This window comes from Paenirhizobium cremeum, from assembly GCF_022884085.1.
GTDB classification, from domain to species: domain Bacteria; phylum Pseudomonadota; class Alphaproteobacteria; order Rhizobiales; family Rhizobiaceae; genus Allorhizobium; species Allorhizobium cremeum.
Genome location: NZ_JAGGCS010000004.1, coordinates 11,787 through 31,876 on the forward strand (window position 1 = coordinate 11,787; position 20,090 = coordinate 31,876).

A 20,090-nucleotide genomic window follows, 5' to 3' on the forward strand; every position below is an offset into this window, starting at 1 on the left:
GCGCCCCGAAAGGCTCTTGGTTGCGGGGCTTTTAGCGAATAAGCGAAGCTGGCGCAACGCCCCTTTCGAACTGGACGGTACGCCCGCGGCGAACCTCTGGCGAACTTAGGAAGCCTTGCGGCGGCCGCCATAATTTGGCGCGAATTGCAGTGACAAGCATGCGACCCGCAGCCTGCGAACCGGATGAAGATGGTGGCAGCCGGTTCCAGGGACAACGCCACCGGCCGGAACGAGGACCCATGAGTTCGAGCGCAAGAGACGATAATACAGCCTTCGGACCGGACGAAACCGAGGATGCGCTCGACCGGCGCCACGGCCGGCTGGCCCGATATGCGAAGCCTCTGACGGCGGTCCTGACGGTTTTCGTCTTCGCACTGGTCGGCTTCGCCATATACCGGTTGACCGAAGAGGTGAGTTACGACGACGTCGTCCGCGGGCTGGCCGCGACCAGCCCGTCCTCGATCCTTCTTGCCGTGTTCTTCACGGTTCTGAGCTTTGCCACGCTCTGTCTCTACGACTGGAATGCCCTGTCCTTCATTGGCAGGAAGCGTCCTCTCGGCGAAGTGGCCCTTACAGCTTTCAGCGCCTATGCCGTCGGCAACGTCGCAGGCTTTGGCGCGCTCTCGGGCGGCGCGATCCGTTATCGCGCCTATGCACGCGCAGGCCTTGCCCCGGACGAGATCGCCCGCATCATCGCTTTCGTGACGCTGTCGTTTTCGCTCGGTCTGACGATCATCACCGCGGTCGCCCTGATCCCCATGTCACCGGAAATAGCGCCGCTCGTCGGGCTCGATCCGGTCTGGCTCCAGACATTGGCCATTCTCATCCTTGCAGGATTGGGACTGGCCTTTGTGATCGCACGCATCGCCCGCAATTCGGCCTTCGGCTCCGTCTTCCGCTTCGTCGATTCCCGTACCCTGTCGCGTCAATTCCTTGTCACCGTCGTCGACATCGCCTTCTCGGCCTCGGTGGTCTATGCATTGCTGCCGGCCGGCGCAGCCATTTCCTGGCCCGCCTTCTTCGCCATATACGCCGTCGCCATCGGTCTCGGCATTGTCAGCCATGTGCCGGCCGGCATCGGCGTCTTCGAAACCGTGATGGTTGCGGCGCTCGGCGGCCAGGTCGGCACCGACCAGATCCTCGCGGCTCTCATTGCCTACCGGCTGATCTACTATGTCCTGCCGCTGCTGATCGCCATCGTTCTTGTCACCATCACGGAACTGCGTCATGTCGCCGACAAGCAACTTCCCGCCGGCATGGTGCGTACCGCCTCCAGGATCGCTCCTCTGCTTTTGGCTACGCTGACCTTCATTCTGGGAGCCATGCTGATCGTGTCGAGCGTCACGCCGACACCAAGCGACAACCTCGAATTCCTCGCAGGCTTCCTGCCGCTCCCGATCGTGGAAGGAGCGCATTTCCTTGCAAGCCTCACCGGCCTCCTGCTGGTCATCGCAGCACGCGGTCTGTCCCAACGCCTCGATGGAGCCTGGTGGACGACCCTCATTGCAGCCGGCGCGGCACTGGTGCTTTCTCTCCTGAAGGCCGTGGCGATCGTCGAGGCATCCATGCTGGCCGTTCTGATCCTTGGCCTTTTGGCCAGTCGCCGGCTGTTTGTAAGGCCGGCGTCGCTCTTCCGTCAGGCGCTGACCTCTTCATGGCTGCTGGCCATTGCAGTGCTCTGCATCGGCGCCGTGGTGGTCATGCTGTTCGTCTATCGCGATGTCGAATACAGCCATAATCTCTGGTGGCAGTTCGAATTCGAGGCTGATGCACCTCGCTCGTTGCGCGCCATGCTGGGTCTTGCGATCCTGTCTTCCACCCTTGCCCTTTTCGGCCTTCTGCGCCCCGCCTCCCTGCCGGTTGCGCCATCGGACCCGGACGCCATTGCGAAGGCCATCGCCATCGTCGCCACTCAGGATATCGCAGACGCAAATCTTGTGCGCACCGGCGACAAGTCGGTCATGTTCTCCCCGGACGGCGATGCCTTCATCATGTATGGAAAGCAGGGACGCTCTTTCATCGCCTTTCTCGATCCGGTCGGACCGCGCAAGTCCCGCGCGGAGCTCGTCTGGCAGTTCGTGGAAACGGCACGCGCCGCCGGCTGCCGTGCCGTTTTCTATCAGGCTTCTCCTGCCCTTCTGCCAGCCATCGCCGATGCCGGCATGCAGGCTTACAAGCTGGGCGAAAGCGCCCTGGTCGATCTAGAGCGTTTCGACCTGAAAGGCGGACGCTGGGCCACCCTGCGCCAGACAGCGGCGCGCGCTGAACGCGACGGACTGACCTTCGAGATTGTTCCGGTTGAACAGGTACCTGCGATTTTACAGGATCTGCGGACAGTTTCCGACGCCTGGCTGGACGAGCACAACGCGAAGGAGAAGGGATTTTCGCTCGGCACTTTCACCGACGACTACATGCTGATGCAGCCGGTTGCCCTGCTGCGTTTCGAAGGCCGCATCGTCGCCTTCGCCAATATGTTGCTCACCGATACGAAGGAAGAGGCTTCCATCGATCTCATGCGCTTCGCCCCCGATGCACCGAAGGGTGCGATGGACCTGCTTTTCGTAAAACTGCTTACCGAGCTTAGAAACGAGGGGTATCGGCACTTCAACCTCGGCATGGCACCGCTGGCCGGCCTCTCCCGACGCGAGGTGGCGCCCGCATGGGATCGCATTGCCAACACCTTCTTCGAACACGGCGAGCGCTACTACAACTTCAAGGGACTGCGTGCCTTCAAGTCGAAGTTCCATCCCGAATGGCAGCCGCGCTATCTTGCAGTGTCTGGCGGACTGAGCCCGATCATCGCGCTGCTTGATGCGACTCTCCTGATCGGCGGCGGATTTAAAGGCGTGGTGAAGAGATGAAGACGAAGCTGATAAAAACCGTTGTCGCGCTTTCGCTCGCGCTCACCCTCTCCGCTCCGGTGTTCGCCGAGGGCTCCCGGTTCGATACCGGCATGATCCCTTCGCCTTTGATCCTGATACCGGACGACAAGCCCCAGGCTATTGTCTTCCTCCTTTCCGACGCTTCCGGCTGGCAGGACCAGGACCGGCAGGAGGCCGAACGACTGAACGGTAACGGAGCGATCGTCATCGGCATAGACACGCCGAAATATCTCGCGTCGCTCGCCAAGGACACCGACGACTGTATATACACGGTTTCGGACATCGAATCGCTCAGCCATCAGGTTCAGCGCGAGGCAGGCAACGCTTCCGTCCTGCAGCCGATTGTCGCCGGCCGCGGACTCGGCGGCACCGTGGCGCTGGCCATCCTCGCGCAGACGCCGCAGGCCACCATCGGGCAGACCCTCGCCGTCGATCCCGAGGCCGGCATCCCCCTCACCAAGGAACTCTGCACACCGGCCGAGAAGACGGTGCAGGGCGATCATATGATCTATGGCCTGACGGACGGCGAACTGCCGGACCCGGCGACCGTGATATTCACCCCGGCAGGCCCCTCCGATGGACGCGACCATGTGAGCGCGTTGGTGAGCAAACACCCCGACATCGATGTGAGAGATGGCAAGGACGATGCCATCACGGCCTTGAGCGCGACGCTGGACGAACTCATCGCCGCCGAGAGCCAGACCGAATCGCCGCTCGGCCTGCCGCTCTCGATCCTTGATGCCGCGCCGGCACGCGATACCATGGCCATCATCTATTCCGGCGATGGCGGCTGGCGCGACATCGATAGCGAGATCGCGGGCTTTCTGCAGAAAGGCGGCGTTCCGGTCGTTGGCGTCGATTCGCTACGCTATTTCTGGTCGGCGCGCACCGCTGTCGAAACATCCGCCGATCTCGAACGCATCATTCACGCCTACAAGAAGCGCTGGAACGTCCGTCATGTTCTCCTGATCGGCTATTCCTTCGGAGCGGACATCCTGCCCGCAAGCTACAACGGCCTCGGCGACAAGGCGAAGAGCAGCATCATCCAGTTGAGCCTGCTCGGACTTTCCCACGAGATCGACTGGGAAATCTCCGTATCCGGCTGGCTTGGCGCCAGCGGCGGCTCGGGAGCCGGCGATCCGGTGGATGACATCCGTAAGATCGATCCGAAGATCGTTCAGTGCCTTTACGGCGCAGACGACGATGAAGATGCCTGCCCGGCTCTCCAGGGAACCCCTGTCGAGGTTATCCGGCTGGAAGGCGGTCATCATTTCGATGGCGATTACGAGGCTTTGACGAAACTGATCGTCGATGGGCTCGCGCGGCGCCTCGGAGGTTGAAGGCCTTCCCCATTCGCTCTCAAAGGTCCGGCCTCTGGGATTGTAGCCGGACGGCCATCCTCAGGTTCCTGGGTCCGTTACTAAGGGGATCGAAGAGCATGCGATGCCCGCTCTCCCGCAACTGCCGGCCGATGCCGCGTATAAACCTTCCGCACAACGCACGCTGCGCTGACAGCGCATGTACAAAAATGGCGGCCTTGCAGCCGCCATCTGGATAGTTCTTCGAAGACTGATGTCAATCGCTGCCTTCGCGTCCGCAGTCCGGTGAGCCCGGGATGATGCATCTGTTCCGGCTCACGCCACGCTGCTCGCGAGGCGGACGGGGCTCCTCGGCGCGAGGCGGCTGATTGTCGCGCGCGCCGTCATGCCGCGCCGGTGGCGGGCGATTCCGGTTCTCTTCCTCCCGCCGCGGCGGCCGATTCCAGTTGTTGTCATCATTCCTGTCATAACGCGGTGGCGGACGATCCCAGCGATCAGCGTTGTAATCGGGGTCGTAGCGCGGCGGACGAGGGCGGTTCCAGTCGCCGTCGTCATAACGCGGCGGACGAGGACGATAATCGTCGCGCCACCGGTCACGATCACGATAAAAGTCGCGACTGCGATAGTAGCGGTCCCAATAGTTGTCTATCGAGAAGGTGATGATCGGAATACCGAGCGGACGATAGTATTCCGGACCGACATAAACCCGTCGCTGCGAGTAGAGCGCCTGCAGATAGGTACCTGATACCCAGCCCCGGTATCCGGCATAGGAAACGTCGCACCAGTTGGCGGTCTGCATGCAGCCCTTGATATCCACGCGGGCGCCGTAGGGGATAACGATGACGGCCGGATAGCGCGTGCTCGGTCCGGACCGCATGTTCACATTGGCGGTCGAATAGGCTGGCGCAGCCTCGGCAACCGCCGGAGCAACGAGTGCCGCCAGCAATCCCGCCGCCAGAATTGACAGTTTTTTCATTCAGGTGACTCCTCGGGTCCCCTTTTCGGGGCTTTTATTTCCTGACGCATCAACGCTCGGACAGTTCACCATGTTCCGCCTTTTCGGCGGCATTGCGGCAAATTGCTCGTGCTTTCAGCCAACTGCAACTTATGCGGCACCTGCGCCTTTCGGCCGAATAAAGCGTCGCAACCTTGATCTAGGAAATCCCGCATGAATGAATCTTGAACGATTGCCTATAGCGTTGGCGTTTCCCTCGGATGAGTTCGCGGCCCTTGACTTTGCCATCCGATCGTCCGACTTGAAACGCCAGAAATCTGAGGGAGATCCGGTTATGAGCGCTGAGGCCCGCACCACCATCGACCAGTCTGAAGTCGACCGCTTTTCCGCCATGGCGGCGGAATGGTGGGACCCGACGGGCAAGTTCAAGCCGCTGCACAAGATCAATCCGGTGCGCCTCGCCTATATTCGTGACCAGGTATCGGCCCATTTCGGCCGCGACCCAAAGACGCATCGGCCGCTGGAAGGTCTGCGCATTCTCGATATCGGCTGCGGCGGCGGCCTGCTTTCAGAGCCGGTTGCCCGCATGGGCGCTGACGTGCTCGGCGCGGACGCTTCGGAAAAGAACATCAAGATCGCCATGACCCATGCGGGTCAGACCGGCGTCAACGTTGACTATCGCGCGGTAACCGCCGAAGCGCTGGCCGAGGCCGGCGAAACCTTCGATGTCGTGCTCAACATGGAAGTCGTCGAACACGTCGCCGATGTCGACTTCTTCCTGACGACCTGCGCCTCCATGGTCCGGCCTGGCGGTCTCATGCTCGTCTCCACCATAAACCGCACCTTCAAGGCCGCAGCGCTCGCCATCGTGGGAGCCGAATACGTGCTGCAATGGCTGCCGCGCGGCACCCACCAGTATGAGAAACTGGTGCGGCCGGAAGAGATCGAAGCGCCGCTAACGAAAAACGGCATGCAGATCGTGGAAATGAAAGGCGTGTTCTTCAATCCGTTGCAGAACCGGTGGAACCTCTCCGCCGACATCGACGTCAACTACATGGTGCTGGCAAGGCGTCCGCCCCAGAACGGCCAGACAGGAGCGCCATGACGAAACCGGACGACATTCTAGCTTTCTGGACCGCGGCCGGACCGGACAAATGGTTCGCCAAGGATGACGCTTTCGATGCCTTCATCAGGAGTGACTATCTGGCCGCGCATTTCGCCGCCTCGCGGGGAGAATACGCCTCCTTTGAGGAAACCGCGGAAGGAGCACTCGCTCTCCTGGTCCTGCTCGATCAGTTTCCGCGCAACCTCTTTCGCGGTAGCGCCCATGCCTTTGCAACAGATGGATTGGCCCGCGCCGTCGCCAGCCGCGCTCTAGACAGAGGATTCGACGAGATCGTCGATCAATCGCTGGCTATTTTTTTCTATCTGCCATTCGAACATTCCGAAAACCCGTCTGACCAGGAAATCAGCGTTTCGCTGTTCACCCAGCATTTCGAACGGACCGCAGATCGGGTTTCTCTCGACTATGCGATAGAACATCGCGATATCATTGCCCGCTTCCGCCGCTTCCCGCACCGGAACGCAGCCTTGGGCCGAGAGACCACGCCCGAGGAAAAGGCCTATCTCGAAAGCGGCGGCTTCAGCGGCTGACGAGGGCTAGCCAACGGCATGGCGAAACCGCTCAATTGGCGTCCTCCGGAAGCATTGGCAGCGGTGCGATTTCGATACCCTCGTCCATCAGCGACTTAACCTCGGTTAGTGAAGCCTGCCCGATAATGCCTCTGGCTTCCGCCTCGCCGTAGTGGATCTTGCGGGCCTCCTCGGGAAACCGTTCGCCGACATCCTCGCTGTTTGCCCGAATGGAGGCTATGACCTCTTTCAGTTTCGCAACGGCTTCTTTCTGCGCCTCGTGGACCGCCAGTGCGCTGATCTTGTCCTTCTGCCGCGCGGTCGAGACCGAAGGCGCCATCAGCACTTTCGATACATCGAGCGAACCGCAGACGGGACAGGTGAGGAAACCGCTCGCCTTCTGACGGTCGAAATCGGCACTCTCCGAAAACCAGCCCTCGAAGTCGTGCGCATTTTCACAGATAAGGGAGTAGCGGATCAAACCGTGACACCCCCTTTCGCAAGCATGGGGGAGAGAACATCGAGTTCGAACTCCCTGGCGTTCTTGAGATTCGGGATCTTTGCCCGCGCTGCTTTCACCGCGGCGGTGTCGATGTCGGCGATGACGACGGCTTCACCCGCGCCCTCGGCCGAGGCAAGCACCTTGCCCCAGGGATCGACGATCATCGAATGACCGAAGGTCTCGCGTCCATCCTCGTGCAGCCCGGCCTGGGCCGCCGAAATCACGAATGCGCCGTTCTCGATGGCTCGCGCCCGAAGCAGCACTTCCCAATGCGCCTCACCCGTCTGCCGGGTAAATGCGGCCGGCGTCGTCAGGATTTCCGCGCCGGCAAGAGCTTCCGCCCGGAAGAGTTGTGGAAACCGCACATCGTAGCAGACGCCGAAACCGAGACGCGCAAACGGCAGATCCGCCACCACGGCGCGCGTACCCGGCCGATAGACGGCGCTCTCGCGCCAACTCTCGCCATTGTCGAGATCGACGTCGAACATGTGGATCTTGTCATAGCTTGTAATCTTGCGGCCATCCGGCCCGAACAGGAATGCACGATTGGCAATCTTCCCGTCGGCAAGCAGGATCGCGGTCGAACCGACATGCAGGTGAATTGACAGTTCCCGGGCAAGCTCCGAAGCTGTCCTGACGATGAGGTCGCTATCCTCGTCCCGCAGGATAGTCTGCAGTTCCTTGCGATCCTTCTGCACCGCCCCGGTCATTTCCGGCGTCTGTATGTAGATGGCGCCCTGCCCCGCGGCTTCGCGGACGAGGCGAACCATTGCGGCGGCATTCTTTTCCGGATTGACACCGGAGCACATCTGAATGGCGGCAGCCTTAAAACTCATATCCTTCATTCCTCAACTGGCGAGCAAAGGGTCGAGCTTGCCGGCTCGGTCCAATGCGTAAAGATCGTCGCAACCGCCGACATGGACGTCGCCGATGAAAATCTGCGGAAAGGTCATCCGGCCGTTGGCGCGGGAGATCATTTCCTGCCGCAGTTCCGGCTTGTCTGTCGCGTCATGCTCGACATAGCCAACGCCCTTGGATTCCAACAGGCTTTTTGCGCGGGCGCAATAGCCGCAAAACTGTCGAGTGTAGATGGTCACCGATGCCATGAAATACTCCGGCCGGAAGATACGGGAAGATGCGAGGCTGTCATGATTACGCTCATATAGGACCGGAAAATGCCCTTGCAAAGGTTAAAACTGTGACATCCGTGGCCCCTGCTTTCTTCAGTACCCGTGTCGCCGAACTGACGGTCGCACCCGTGGTATAGACATCGTCGATGAGCACGATGCGTCGCCCGAAGACGGCTGACGCCCTGCTCTCCGGCACGACGAAAGCCCCCCTGACATTGAGCTCGCGGGCATTGGCGGTCAGCCCGACCTGCTGGCTGGTCCGCTTTCTCCGGACGAGCGCCAACGGTTCGAACGCCTTGCCGGAAAGCCGCGCCGCGTGACGGGCCAGTTCCGCCGACTGGTTGAACATTCGTCCGAACAACCGGCTGCGGTGAAGAGGAACGGGAACGATACAGTCGCAGGCGGAAAGCGCCTCCCCACCTGCACGCACCATCCATTCGGCCATCATCGGTGCAAGATCGGTCCGGTCGCGATATTTGAGATTGTGCACAAGATCGCGGGCAATCCCTTCATGCACAGCGACGGATCGCAAACGGTCGAATACCGGCGGATTGGCGATTGCCTCTGCAGACAGCATGCCGGCACCGGGATCGTATCCGAACGGCGTGCCTAGTATCTCGCAGAAGGGTCGCTCAATGAACCGCAGCTTCGACCAGCAGGCTGGGCATAACGCACCATGCAATCCCGTCCGCACATGGCAATGGGCACAGCCAGGCGGAAAGACGAGGTCGCGCAGGCCGGTCGCCATCCGCAGCGACAGGCCGGCGATGACCCTCATGGATTTTTGCTCCGTCCGACCCGACATAAGGTTGACATTAGGCGCTCGCGGGCGCCTTTGCCAGACCGTGAATCTCAAGAGGATGTCTTCTGATGGAAAGGCTTTTCGACGACCGGCTGATCGCCGCCAACCGCAGGCGGGCTCTTTCCGCCGGAAATCCCGGCGCCGATTTTCTGCTGGACATCGCAGCCCGCGAGATCGCAGAACGTCTTGCGCTCGTCGAGCGCCATTTCGATGACGCGGTTGAGCTGCATGGCGGGACCGGTATTGCCGCCCGTACCGCCCTCGCGACCGGCAAGATCGGCACGATGGAGCGCGTCGAGGTCGTAAGGGGATTTGCCGGCAGCGACGGGACCGTTCGGGAGGCGGCATGGGAAACGGTGCCGCTGGAGCCCCAATCCGTCAACCTCGTGCTCTCCCCCTTGGCGCTTCATCTCACCAATGATACGCCCGGCATGTTGGTGCAGATACGCCGTGCCCTCAAGCCCGACGGGCTGTTCCTCGCGGCGATCCCCGGTGCGGGCACGCTTGCCGAACTGCGCGACGTGCTCCTCACGGCAGAAGTGGAACTCTACGGCGGCGCAAGCCCCCGTGTCGTGCCTTTTGCCGATATTCGCGACATCGGTAGCCTGATGCAACGAGCCGGCTTCACCCTGCCGGTGATCGACGAGGAAAATTACACAGTCCGCTATGATTCGATCTTTCCGCTGATGCGGGACCTGAAGGCCATGGGTATGGCCAATCCATTGCTTGGTCGCAGCCGCAGGCCGGTGGGAAGATCATTCTTCGTGAGGGCAGCCGAACTCTATGCCGAGCGCCATGCGGACCCGGACGGGAGAATTCGCGCTACCTTCTCGTTCATCTATGTGTCCGGATGGGCGGCGCATGAAAGCCAGCAGAAGCCGCTGAAGCCGGGCTCGGCGAAGATGCGCCTTGCGGATGCGCTCGATCCAAACCGCGCAGCAAAAGATTGAGCAAGGAGCTCAGTCGCCGGCTGCGGTGATTTCCTTCTCAATCGTGGATAACACGTCGCCGAGTGCGCCGGTGAACGCGCCATAGCCGCCGATCAGAGCCGCCGCCATGATCGCGACGATCAGCCCATATTCGACAGCGGTCGCCGCTTGCCGATCAGCAAAGAGTTTCCGGACGAGATGCATCTTGTCTCCCATGAACGTCGGCTGGATTGGCGGCGAACCAAGCTTTGAACTGTAGTCTTTTCAGCAGCCGTCGGCGCCGTAGCCGTCGACGATGCACACTGATCCCGGTGTTTCCTGAAGCACGCTGCGGCGGATAGTGTAGCGCTTGCCACTGTCCGACCTGTTGATCGATCCCGTGCTGAGCATGTCGTATTCGTCGGGCTGGAAAGCGAGGCTCTTCTTTTCCGATTTTCCGGCGAGCATCGGGGTCAGCACAAGCGAAAGGGCAATCGCCGCCGTGCCGAACAGCAAGGCGATGTTCAAAACCCCTGTCTTTCCCGACTTTTGCGAAGACCGTTCTCTCGACCGCACGGTCTTCCAGAAATCCTCGTTTGCCATGACACGCTCCACGCACGCTCTAACGCATGAACAGAAGCGAGCTTTGCCTGACGGTGATAAACTTTGCGTTAAGAACGTCCTTAAAGCGTTCGTAAACTGTAGAATATCCTAAAGCAGATCCTGCAAAAAGGGAATGAGGGGCTCATCCGCCGGCGGCATGGGATAGTCCCGCAAGGCTTGCGGGCGTACCCACTTCACCGCCTGGCCCTCGCGGCCCCGGGCGATACCTTCATAGCGGCGGCAGACGTAAAGCGGCATCAAGAGGTGAAATGTCTCGTAAGTATGGCTGGCGAATGTTAGCGGAGCAAGGCACGGGGCCTTGGTCGTGACGCCGATTTCCTCTTCCAGTTCGCGGATAAGGGTTTCCTCGGGCGTCTCGCCCGCTTCAACCTTGCCACCTGGAAATTCCCAGAGACCTGCCAGCGACTTGCCCTCCGGCCGCTGGGCCAGCAGGATGCGACCGTCGGTATCGATCAGCGCACAGGCGGCGACGAGCAGGATCGGTTTGCCCTGTGCATTCATGCTCCGGCTTCCTTGCGCCAGTAATGATAATGATAGGCCTCGGTAAAACCGAGCTTCCGGTAGAGAGAAAGCGCCGGCTCGTTGTCCGCGACAACCTGCAGCCATGCGCGCTTGGCGCCGCGCATGCGCGCCCAGCGCAGCGCCGCCGTCAGCACCTCAAGCCCCAGCCCCTTGCGTCGCTGGTCCCCGGCGACGGCCAGCGACATGATGCCGGCGAGATCGTTGTCCTGAACGCAGAGTGTCGCCGCCACCGGCCCGCGCTCCGGGGTCTCTATAAGGAAGAGGCCCGTCGGCGGCTTGATCGCTCCGATGATTTCGGCAAGCGCCGGCTTCAGTGCCGCATCCTCACCCTGCAATTCCAGGCTTGCATCGACGTATCGGCCGACATCATGGGTCGGCAGATGATCGAGCGTATCAGGCAATGTGATTTCCGCCAGGTCACAGGTCATGGTGACCACGTCCTCGAAACATTCCCAGCCTTCTGCGCGCAGATGGCCGATGAGCGGCTTCGGTGCGAGCGGCGTCTGTCGAACGATCAGCGGCCGGCCATAGGCGGCGAACTTTCGGCCGGCCTTCTCCAGTCGGATCGCAATGTCGCGACTATCGGACGGATCGAGCGCGACAACGCAATTCAGCCGCTTGGACGGATGACCGCCGGTCAGCCGGATTTGCCAACTGCCGTCATACTGCACATTTGCCGCCGGCCAGGCGCGGAAACCCACGGCTTCCAGCCGACGCACCAGCGGCAGATTGTCTTCGGAGGGCACTGCGAGCATTCTGGTCGTCAACTCCGGTAGTCGCCGTTGATCGCGACATATTCCTTCGTGAGGTCGCATGTCCACACGGTCGCCCGGCCATTGCCGAGGCCGATATCGACTTTCACGGCGATATCCTGCTCCTTCATCACCGCTGTCGTCGCGGCTTCCGAATAGGCTGGGTCCCGCTCGCCGTTGACGGCAACGCGGATATCGCCGAACCAGATCGCCAGACGATCCCTGTCGGCCATCTCGCCGGACTTGCCAACCGCCATGACGATGCGGCCCCAATTCGCATCCTCACCTGCAACGGCCGTCTTGACCAGCGGCGAATTGGCGATGGAAAGCGCGATCTTCTTGGCTGCCTGATCCGTCTCAGCGCCGACAACGGTCACCTCGACCATCTTGCGGGCGCCCTCGCCGTCGCGCACCACCTGAAGAGCGAGATCCTTCAGGAGATCGTTCAAGGCTGCCTTGAACCCGAACAGCGCCGGATCATCCGCATTTTCAATCTTCGTCTGACCATCTGCAGCGGCGGCACCGGTGGCAAACAGTAGAAGCGTGTCCGATGTAGAAGTATCGCTATCGACCGTAATCGAATTGAAACTCGGCTCGACGCCGGCGGAAAGAAGAGACTGTAGCGCTGGCGCGGCAATATCGGCATCCGTCACAACGAAGGACAGCATGGTCGCCATGTCAGGCGCGATCATGCCGGCCCCCTTGGCGATGCCGTTGATCGTCACCCTGACGCCGCCGATCTCCGCCGAACGGGTCGCAACCTTCGGATAGGTATCGGTCGTCATGATTGCGCGTGCCGCTTCCAGCCAGAAGTCGCCGGTCGCGCTCTTTGCCATGTCACCCAGTACGCCGGAAAACTTCGTCGCATCGAGCGGCTCGCCGATCACGCCGGTGGAGGCGAGATAGACTTCGTTTTCGGCGCAACCGAGTGCGGCCGCCGCTGACCTCGCGGTAAGCTCCGTTGCCGCCTTGCCCTTGAGGCCGGTGAAGGCGTTCGCATTCCCGGAATTGACGACGACACCTCGCGCCACGCCATGACCGAGGTTGGAACGGCAGAAATCGACCGGTGCCGAGGGGCATTTCGACTTCGTGAAAACGCCGGCGACGGCGGCCGGACGTTCAAAGGCCATCAGCAGCACGTCGGTACGGTTCTTGTACTTGATGCCGGCTGCGGCGGTCGCCATGGAGACGCCACGGATCACCGGCATTTCGACAAAGGATTTCGGAGCAAGGGGAGAAACGTTTGCGGACATCGGCACGACCTGTCACAGGAAGGCCCGCAAAATGCGGGCCTGAGGGTTGAACGGAGGCAGCGATTACTGCTGCGGCTGCTGTTCCTGCTGCTTGTTCACATCCTCATAGCCCTTGCGCAGGGCCTCGTCGACGATCTCGACCTTCTTTTCGGCCTTCGCCTTTTCGATGATCTCGAGATACTTGTCGCGCATGACAAGCTGACGGACCTGCGGACCGACCTCTTCCAGGCTCGGCGGAGCAGCGTCGCGCTTGTCCTCGACTTTGATCACATGGAAACCGAACTGCGTCTTGACCGGGGTTTTGGAGTAGGTGCCCTTCTCCATGGCAAAGGCGGCTTCCTCGAATTCCGGAACCATGCGGCCCTTGGTGAAGTAGCCGAGATCGCCACCTTCCGACTTGTTCGGGTCGGTCGATTTTTCCTTGGCAAGCTCGATGAAATCCTTGCCTGCGTCGAGTTCCTTGATGATCTCCTTGGCCTCTTCCTCGGTCTTGACCAGGATGTGACGGGCGCGAACTTCCTCCTGCTTGGGAAGGGCGGCGATTTCCTTGTCGTAGCGGGCCTTCACGTCGGCGTCGGTGACGGCATCGACGACATGTTTCTTGAAATAGAGATTATGCAGTTCGCGGTCGGCGATGAAGGCCATGCGGCGCTGGTATTCGGGATCGTCCTTCAGGCCTTCGCCCATGGCGTTACCGGCAAGCAGCTTGACATCGATGGCGCCGGAAAGCGCGGCCACCTTCTTCTGTTCGTCGGGAAGCTGCGAAAGCTGCGGATCGAGGTTGGCAACGGCCAGATCGAGTTCCGACTGGGTGATCGTCAGGTCGCCGACCTTGGCCACGACGGCATCTTCGGCCAGAACCTGGTTCTGAAGACCGATCAGTGCGACGCAGGCGGCAAGGGCGAGTTTATGAAAGCGAAGCATGTGAAACCTTTCGGATGGGGGAACCGTTTCTTGACCGTTCGAATCGGGCGAAAAATTGTCCAAAGCACGGTAGGCCAAGCGTTTGCGGTCCGTCTGCGCCGTTGACATCATTCGACCCCCCTCTTATCTGTCACGCAACCGCGCGTCCAGAGCCGTTTCCGGGCCCAACCGTGCCTGCGTGCCGATTTTCGGCCGGCGACAAGGATACGCAACGAATATGACGCAGGTCAGAAAGGACCATCGAATGGTCAGTCTCGGTGGGCTCGCCCGCAAACTCTTCGGATCGGCCAATGAGCGCCGTGTTCGCTCCTATCAGCCGAAGGTGGCGGCCATTGCCGCTCTCGAAGACCAGATGAAAGCCCTCTCCGACGAGGCGCTTGCCGGCAAGACGCAGGAATTCCGCAGGCAGCTCGCCGAAGGAAAAAAGCTCGATGATATTCTCGTGCCCGCTTTTGCCGTTGCCCGCGAGGCGTCCCGCCGCGCCCTCGGCATGCGTCCTTTCGACGTGCAGCTGATCGGCGGCATGATCCTCAACGACAATTCCATCGCCGAAATGAAGACCGGTGAAGGCAAGACGCTCGTTGCGACCTTGGCCGTCTACCTGAACGCCCTCGCCGGCAAGGGTGTCCATGTCGTCACGGTCAACGACTATCTCGCCAAGCGCGACGCCACCACCATGGGCAGGCTTTACGGCTTCCTCGGCCTCACCACCGGCGTCATCGTCCATGGCCTGACCGACGAGGAACGCCGCGCGGCCTACGCCTGCGACATCACCTACGCGACCAACAACGAGCTCGGCTTCGACTATCTGCGCGACAACATGAAGTACGAGCGCAGCCAGATGGTTCAGCGCGGCCATGCCTTCGCAATCGTCGACGAAGTGGACTCGATCCTCGTCGATGAAGCCCGCACGCCGCTTATCATCTCCGGCCCGCTGGACGACCGCTCCGATCTCTATAACACCATCGACGCCTTCATTCCGATGCTGTCGGAAGAAGACTACGAGATCGACGAGAAGCAGCGCTCGGCCAACTTCTCCGAAGTCGGCACCGAAAAGCTCGAAAACCTGCTGCGTCAGGCGGGTCTCCTGAAAGGTGAATCGCTCTATGACGTGGAAAACGTCTCGATCGTCCACCACATCAACAACGCGCTGAAAGCTCACAAGCTTTTCCAGCGCGACAAGGACTACATCGTCCGCAACGGCGAAATCGTCATCATCGACGAGTTCACCGGCCGCATGATGCCGGGCCGCCGCTATTCGGAAGGTCAGCACCAAGCGCTGGAAGCCAAGGAAAAGGTGCAGATCCAGCCCGAGAACCAGACGCTCGCCTCGATCACCTTCCAGAATTACTTCCGCATGTACGACAAGCTGGCCGGCATGACCGGCACGGCAGCGACCGAAGCGGAAGAATTCGCCAACATCTACGGCCTCGACGTCATCGAGGTTCCGACCAACCTGCCGATCCAGCGTATCGACGAGGATGACGAGGTCTACCGGACCTTCGACGAAAAGTTCAAGGCGATCATCGCCGAGATCAAGGCCGCGCACGAGCGTAAGCAGCCGGTTCTCGTCGGCACGACGTCCATCGAGAAATCCGAACTGCTGGCCAACCTCTTGAAGAAGTCCGGCTTCGACAAGTTCCAGGTTCTGAACGCCCGCTATCATGAGCAGGAAGCCTATATCGTTTCACAGGCCGGCGTGCCCGGCGCGGTAACGATCGCCACCAACATGGCCGGTCGCGGTACCGATATTCAGCTTGGCGGCAACATCGACATGCGCCTGGAACGTGAACTCGAGGGCATGGAACCGGGTCCCGAACGGGACGCCAGGGAGCAGGCTATCCGCGAGGAAGTGAAAAAGCTCAAGGAAGAGGCGCTCGCTGCCGGCGGTCTCTACGTCATCGCCACCGAGCGTCACGAAAGCCGGCGCATCGACAACCAGTTACGTGGCCGTTCCGGCCGTCAGGGCGACCCCGGCCGTTCGAAGTTCTACCTGTCGCTCCAGGACGACCTGATGCGCATCTTCGGCTCCGACCGCATGGACGGCATGCTGCAGAAGCTCGGCCTCAAGGAGGGCGAGGCCATCGTCCATCCCTGGATCAACAAGGCACTGGAACGCGCCCAGAAGAAGGTCGAGGCCCGCAACTTCGACATCCGAAAGAACCTGCTGAAATATGACGACGTGCTAAACGACCAGCGCAAGGTCATCTTCGAACAGCGCATCGAGCTGATGGACGCAACCGACGTCTCCGGCACGATCGCCGACATGCGCCACGAAGTCATCGAGACCATGGTCCGTGTCCATATCCCCGAACGGGCCTATGCCGAGCAGTGGGATGTCGAAGGGCTCAAGCAGAAGGTCGCGGCAACCCTTAACCTCGACCTGCCGATCGAGCAGTGGGCGACTGAAGAAGGCATTGCGGAAGACGACATCGTCACCCGCATCACCGAGGCCGCGGATAAGGCTGCTGCGGAAAAGGCGGAGCGTTTCGGCCCGGAGATCACTGCCTATGTCGAGCGTTCGATCGTGCTGCAGACCATCGACAATCTCTGGCGCGAGCACATCGTCAACCTCGACCACCTGCGTTCCGTTGTCGGCTTCCGCGGTTATGCCCAGCGTGACCCCTTGCAGGAATACAAGGCGGAGGCCTTCGAACTTTTCCAGGCCCTGCTCGCAAACCTGCGGGATGCCGTGACCATGCAGATGTCGCGCGTCGAGATCGTTCGCGAAGCGCCGCCGGCGCCGACCCTGCCCGTCATGGAAGGTCATCACCTCGATGCCACCACCGGCGAAGACGATTTCGACGAAAGCGCCGCAAATTACGTCGCTCCGGAAGAACGTAACCCGCAGGACCCCTCCACCTGGGGACGCATCGGCCGCAACGAGCCTTGCCCTTGCGGGTCTGGCAAGAAGTACAAGCATTGCCACGGCGCCTTTGAAAGCGCCTGAAGACCGGAAAAGCGGAATGACGATCAGGGCGGCCTTCGGGCCGCCCTTTTTGTTTCGACCGAAAGGGTAAAGCCGGCGGCACAACCAAGAACTCGCCGAAATCTGGTCTTTTGCGAAGAACACGGCCTGTCGATACAGGTAAACTGACGACGTCCGGCAAACCGTTTCTTAACCCTGATCTGACAACAGTGCGGCATTGTTGTTTTGCGTTTCCAATAGGCCGTGCGTGTCGATAATGGCGGTTGTCCAGACAGCGGAGAAGATACTGCCGACCGGCCTGCATCCGGTGATGCACAAACTCGTCGCCACCTTCACGAGAACCGACGAAACCGCCCGCGCCCAAAGGATGGCGTTGATCGCCTTCGCCATAAGGGTCGTTTCAGCCGCCATCGCCTTCATCTCACAGATCATCCAGGCCCGGATCATGGGCGAATTCGAATATGGCATCTTCGTCTTCGTCTGGGTGCTGGTCGTTCTTTTCGGCAATCTCTCCTGCCTGGGGTTCCACACGACAGTCATCCGCTTCCTGCCGCAATATGACGCCCGTGACGAACACGACGAAATCCGCGGATTGACCATGACCGCGCGGGTCTTTGCCATGAGCTCGGCAAGCCTGCTTGCCGTCATCGGCTTTGCCACATTGACGCTCCTCGGCGACAGGATCGAAAGCTACTACATTCTGCCGCTGTTTCTCGGCCTTTTCGCCCTGCCGATGATCGCGCTCGGCGATGTGCTCGACGGCACTGCGCGCGCCAATAGCTGGCCTGTGGCGGCACTCAGCCCCACTTATATTATCCGGCCTGTGCTGATCCTCGGCTTCATGGTTGCGGCAGTCCGGGCTGGCGCTCCCCATACCGCGACGACAGCCATGCAGGCGGCATTGGCAGCGACCTATGTCACCACGCTCACACAATTCTTGACGATCGACCGACGCCTGCAGAAGCGCTTTGTCGCAGGTCCACGCAGGATCGATTTCCTCGCCTGGTTCAAGGTGGCCCTGCCGATCTTCCTGATCGAGGGCTTCGGCTTCCTTCTGACCAATTCGGATGTCGTCGTCGTCGGCCTCTACCTCGATCCCGATCAGGTGGCGATCTATTTCGCTGCGGCAAAAACCATGGCGCTGGTGCAATTCGTCTATTTTGCCGTGAAGGCCGCCGCAGCCCCACGCTTTTCCGCCATGGTCGCCGCCAGCGACCTCCGCCAGCTTGCAGCCTTCGCGGGCCAGACGACCCGCTGGAGCTTCTGGCCGTCGCTTCTCGTCGGGCTTGCGGTGCTGGCCGTCGGTGAATTCCTGCTGGCGCTGTTCGGTCCTGCCTTCACTGCCGGCTACATGCTGATGGCAATCCTGTTTGCCGGTAGCCTCTCCAAGGCGCTCGTCGGCCCGGGCGAGGTGCTGCTGACCATGACGGGCCATCAGAAGCTCTGCGTTTTCCTCTATATCGGCGCGCTCGCCGTCAACATCGGCCTCAACATCACCCTGATACCCCTCTTCGGTTTGACCGGAGCGGCAGCGGCGACGGCCGCCGCCATGATGGCCGAGGCCCTGCTCCTGCATGTGGCGGTCCGCCGCGCGCTGGGCATCGTCCTCTTCGCTTTTGCCGACCCGTTGTCGATTCTGAACAAGACGAAGGCATCCTGACCATGACGGAACCTCCGGTCCATCGTGAGAGCAACAGCAACGGCGCCCACCGCGCCGCAGGCAGCCTGGCAGGCCTGCAGAACAGCCGCCCCGCCGCCGACCAGACGATAGAGGTTGGCCGCCCCGGGCGCCATCTCACCTTTTATCCGGGCAGGGCCGGTTATGATCTGCAGGAGGAACTCGATTACCTCACCTATCGGGTGATGGAGGCGAACGTCTTCTTCGCGCCCCGTTTCCTTGCACCCGCCATGCCTCGGCTGGAAGACAGGCATATCCATCTTGCCGTCATTCGCGACGAGGACGGGCGGCGCAGCCGTGTTCGTCTGCTGATGCCCTATTCCATCGAAAAGCCGGGCTTCTCCGTCGGTCCGTCGATTCTGCGGGTCTGGTCGAACCCCTTTGGTCCGCTTGGAACGCTGCTGGTGGATGCAGAGGAAGCGGCCGAGACACTGGATAATCTGCTGGAGGCGCTGGCCCGTCCCGACGCGCGCCTGCCGGGCGTCTTCGTATTGCCCGATCTCAGGCTGAACGGCCGTTTCGCCCAGCTCATGAAGGCCATCGCCATCAGCCGCGACCTGCCGCTGACAGTCACCAACACCTTCACGCGGCCGATGCTGGAAAGCCCGGAGGACGGCGAAACCTATCTGCGGCAGGCGGTCTCGAAATCCCACCTGCGCGAGATGCGCCGACAGTTTCGCATGCTCAGCGAACAGGGGGAGGTGACCTACAACGTCGCCCGCCAGCCGCAGGAGATTCGTCTCAGAATGGAGGAGTTCCTGGCGCTCGAAGCCAGCGGCTGGAAAGGCCAGAAACGGTCCGCCATGGTCATGGACCGCCTGCGCTCAGCCTTTGCCCGCGAGGCCATCACCAATCTCGCCGAGGTGGATGCCGTGCGCATTCACACGCTCGACCTCGACGGCAGGGCCATCGCTTCGATGGTGGTCTTCATCATGGCAGGCGAGGCCTATACGTGGAAGACGGCCTATGACGAACGCTATGCCCGCTTCTCACCGGGCAAGCTCTTGATGGCCGACCTCACCGAATGGCATCTCGACGACGCCAATATCCAGCGCACCGACAGTTGCGCCGTGCCGGATCACCCGATCATGAGCCGGTTCTGGAGGGAACGCGAGGAGATGGGCACGCTGGTCATCGGTCTTCGGCCCAATGCCGACCGCGACGTACGCCAGGCCGCCGCCCAGCTTCACATGTACCGTAACACGCGCAATATCGCCCGCATCCTGCGCGACAAGATCATATCCCGCCGCCTTAACGACTGACGGAGGGTTTATTCCG

The 20,090-nt window shown here is 61.1% G+C and carries 19 protein-coding genes; 8 read left to right on the forward strand and 11 right to left on the reverse strand.

What is annotated here, in order from left to right:
* Window positions 1–239 precede the first annotated feature (239 nt).
* Complete coding sequence (gene mprF / locus J5N58_RS08620; protein ID WP_280519922.1) at window positions 240–2,861, forward strand: bifunctional lysylphosphatidylglycerol flippase/synthetase MprF; 2,622 nt, start codon at window positions 240–242, stop codon at window positions 2,859–2,861.
* Entirely contained in the window at window positions 2,858–4,222 is a 1,365-nt protein-coding gene (locus tag J5N58_RS08625) for a virulence factor family protein (RefSeq protein WP_244710496.1), read from the forward strand. Before mprF ends, J5N58_RS08625 begins: the two co-directional genes overlap by 4 nt.
* Before the next feature lie 235 nt (window positions 4,223–4,457).
* On the opposite strand, the gene J5N58_RS08630 is transcribed toward J5N58_RS08625, so the two are convergent.
* Complete coding sequence (locus tag J5N58_RS08630) at window positions 4,458–5,177, reverse strand: SH3 domain-containing protein (protein WP_112830315.1); 720 nt, start codon at window positions 5,175–5,177, stop codon at window positions 4,458–4,460.
* A gap of 313 nt (window positions 5,178–5,490) precedes the next feature.
* Here J5N58_RS08630 and ubiG point away from each other — a divergent pair, with 313 nt between their 5' ends.
* Together ubiG and J5N58_RS08640 are read left to right on the forward strand one after the other, a co-directional pair.
* On the forward strand, window positions 5,491–6,261 hold the full coding sequence (gene ubiG / locus J5N58_RS08635; protein ID WP_244710498.1) for a bifunctional 2-polyprenyl-6-hydroxyphenol methylase/3-demethylubiquinol 3-O-methyltransferase UbiG: 771 nt from the start codon (window positions 5,491–5,493) through the stop codon (window positions 6,259–6,261).
* Window positions 6,258–6,809, forward strand: a complete 552-nt coding sequence (locus tag J5N58_RS08640; RefSeq protein ID WP_244710500.1) for a DUF924 family protein — start codon at window positions 6,258–6,260, stop codon at window positions 6,807–6,809. The genes ubiG and J5N58_RS08640 overlap by 4 nt, the downstream gene beginning before the upstream one ends.
* A gap of 31 nt (window positions 6,810–6,840) precedes the next feature.
* Here J5N58_RS08640 and J5N58_RS08645 read toward each other — a convergent pair whose 3' ends face one another.
* Genes J5N58_RS08645 through J5N58_RS08660 form a run of 4 tightly spaced genes read right to left on the reverse strand, consistent with a single transcriptional unit; the run spans window position 6,841 to window position 9,198 of the window.
* Entirely contained in the window at window positions 6,841–7,269 is a 429-nt protein-coding gene (locus tag J5N58_RS08645; protein ID WP_112830318.1) for a DUF1178 family protein, read from the reverse strand.
* Complete coding sequence (locus tag J5N58_RS08650; protein ID WP_244710502.1) at window positions 7,266–8,126, reverse strand: carbon-nitrogen hydrolase family protein; 861 nt, start codon at window positions 8,124–8,126, stop codon at window positions 7,266–7,268. The genes J5N58_RS08645 and J5N58_RS08650 overlap by 4 nt, the downstream gene beginning before the upstream one ends.
* Window positions 8,127–8,138: 12 nt before the next feature.
* Window positions 8,139–8,396 carry a glutaredoxin 3 gene (grxC, locus tag J5N58_RS08655; RefSeq protein WP_112830319.1) on the reverse strand — a complete coding sequence of 86 codons (258 nt, stop codon included), beginning with the start codon at window positions 8,394–8,396 and terminating at the stop codon, window positions 8,139–8,141.
* Window positions 8,397–8,448: 52 nt separating this feature from the next.
* Complete coding sequence (locus J5N58_RS08660) at window positions 8,449–9,198, reverse strand: ComF family protein (protein ID WP_244710504.1); 750 nt, start codon at window positions 9,196–9,198, stop codon at window positions 8,449–8,451.
* A gap of 92 nt (window positions 9,199–9,290) precedes the next feature.
* Between J5N58_RS08660 and J5N58_RS08665 the strand changes: the two genes are divergently transcribed.
* Window positions 9,291–10,172 (forward strand): methyltransferase domain-containing protein, encoded by an 882-nt coding sequence (locus J5N58_RS08665; protein ID WP_112830321.1) that lies wholly within the window; start codon window positions 9,291–9,293, stop codon window positions 10,170–10,172.
* Window positions 10,173–10,181: 9 nt separating this feature from the next.
* Here J5N58_RS08665 and J5N58_RS08670 read toward each other — a convergent pair whose 3' ends face one another.
* The 6 genes from J5N58_RS08670 to J5N58_RS08695 form a co-directional block, all read right to left on the reverse strand.
* The gene (locus tag J5N58_RS08670; protein WP_112830322.1) at window positions 10,182–10,355 is read right to left on the reverse strand and encodes a Flp family type IVb pilin; all 174 of its coding nucleotides are present in this window, start codon (window positions 10,353–10,355) and stop codon (window positions 10,182–10,184) included.
* A 60-nt stretch (window positions 10,356–10,415) separates the two neighbouring features.
* A complete protein-coding gene (locus J5N58_RS08675; protein ID WP_112830323.1) occupies window positions 10,416–10,733 on the reverse strand; it encodes a hypothetical protein in 318 nt (105 codons plus the stop codon).
* Window positions 10,734–10,841: 108 nt separating this feature from the next.
* Window positions 10,842–11,255 carry an 8-oxo-dGTP diphosphatase MutT gene (gene mutT, locus J5N58_RS08680; RefSeq protein WP_112830324.1) on the reverse strand — a complete coding sequence of 138 codons (414 nt, stop codon included), beginning with the start codon at window positions 11,253–11,255 and terminating at the stop codon, window positions 10,842–10,844.
* The gene (locus J5N58_RS08685; RefSeq protein WP_112830325.1) at window positions 11,252–12,031 is read right to left on the reverse strand and encodes a GNAT family N-acetyltransferase; all 780 of its coding nucleotides are present in this window, start codon (window positions 12,029–12,031) and stop codon (window positions 11,252–11,254) included. Before J5N58_RS08685 ends, mutT begins: the two co-directional genes overlap by 4 nt.
* An 8-nt stretch (window positions 12,032–12,039) precedes the next feature.
* Window positions 12,040–13,281 carry a bifunctional glutamate N-acetyltransferase/amino-acid acetyltransferase ArgJ gene (gene argJ / locus J5N58_RS08690; RefSeq protein WP_112830326.1) on the reverse strand — a complete coding sequence of 414 codons (1,242 nt, stop codon included), beginning with the start codon at window positions 13,279–13,281 and terminating at the stop codon, window positions 12,040–12,042.
* Between the two features lie 63 nt (window positions 13,282–13,344).
* Entirely contained in the window at window positions 13,345–14,205 is an 861-nt protein-coding gene (locus J5N58_RS08695) for a peptidylprolyl isomerase (protein WP_112830694.1), read from the reverse strand.
* 244 nt (window positions 14,206–14,449) lie between these two features.
* Here J5N58_RS08695 and secA point away from each other — a divergent pair, with 244 nt between their 5' ends.
* The 3 genes from secA to J5N58_RS08710 all read left to right on the forward strand — a co-directional run bounded on the left by secA (window position 14,450) and on the right by J5N58_RS08710 (window position 20,074).
* A complete protein-coding gene (gene secA / locus J5N58_RS08700) occupies window positions 14,450–17,155 on the forward strand; it encodes a preprotein translocase subunit SecA (protein WP_112830695.1) in 2,706 nt (901 codons plus the stop codon).
* A gap of 235 nt (window positions 17,156–17,390) precedes the next feature.
* A complete protein-coding gene (locus J5N58_RS08705) occupies window positions 17,391–18,794 on the forward strand; it encodes a lipopolysaccharide biosynthesis protein (RefSeq protein ID WP_244710506.1) in 1,404 nt (467 codons plus the stop codon).
* A 2-nt stretch (window positions 18,795–18,796) separates the two neighbouring features.
* Window positions 18,797–20,074, forward strand: a complete 1,278-nt coding sequence (locus J5N58_RS08710) for a GNAT family N-acetyltransferase (protein WP_244710509.1) — start codon at window positions 18,797–18,799, stop codon at window positions 20,072–20,074.
* Window positions 20,075–20,090 lie beyond the last annotated feature (16 nt).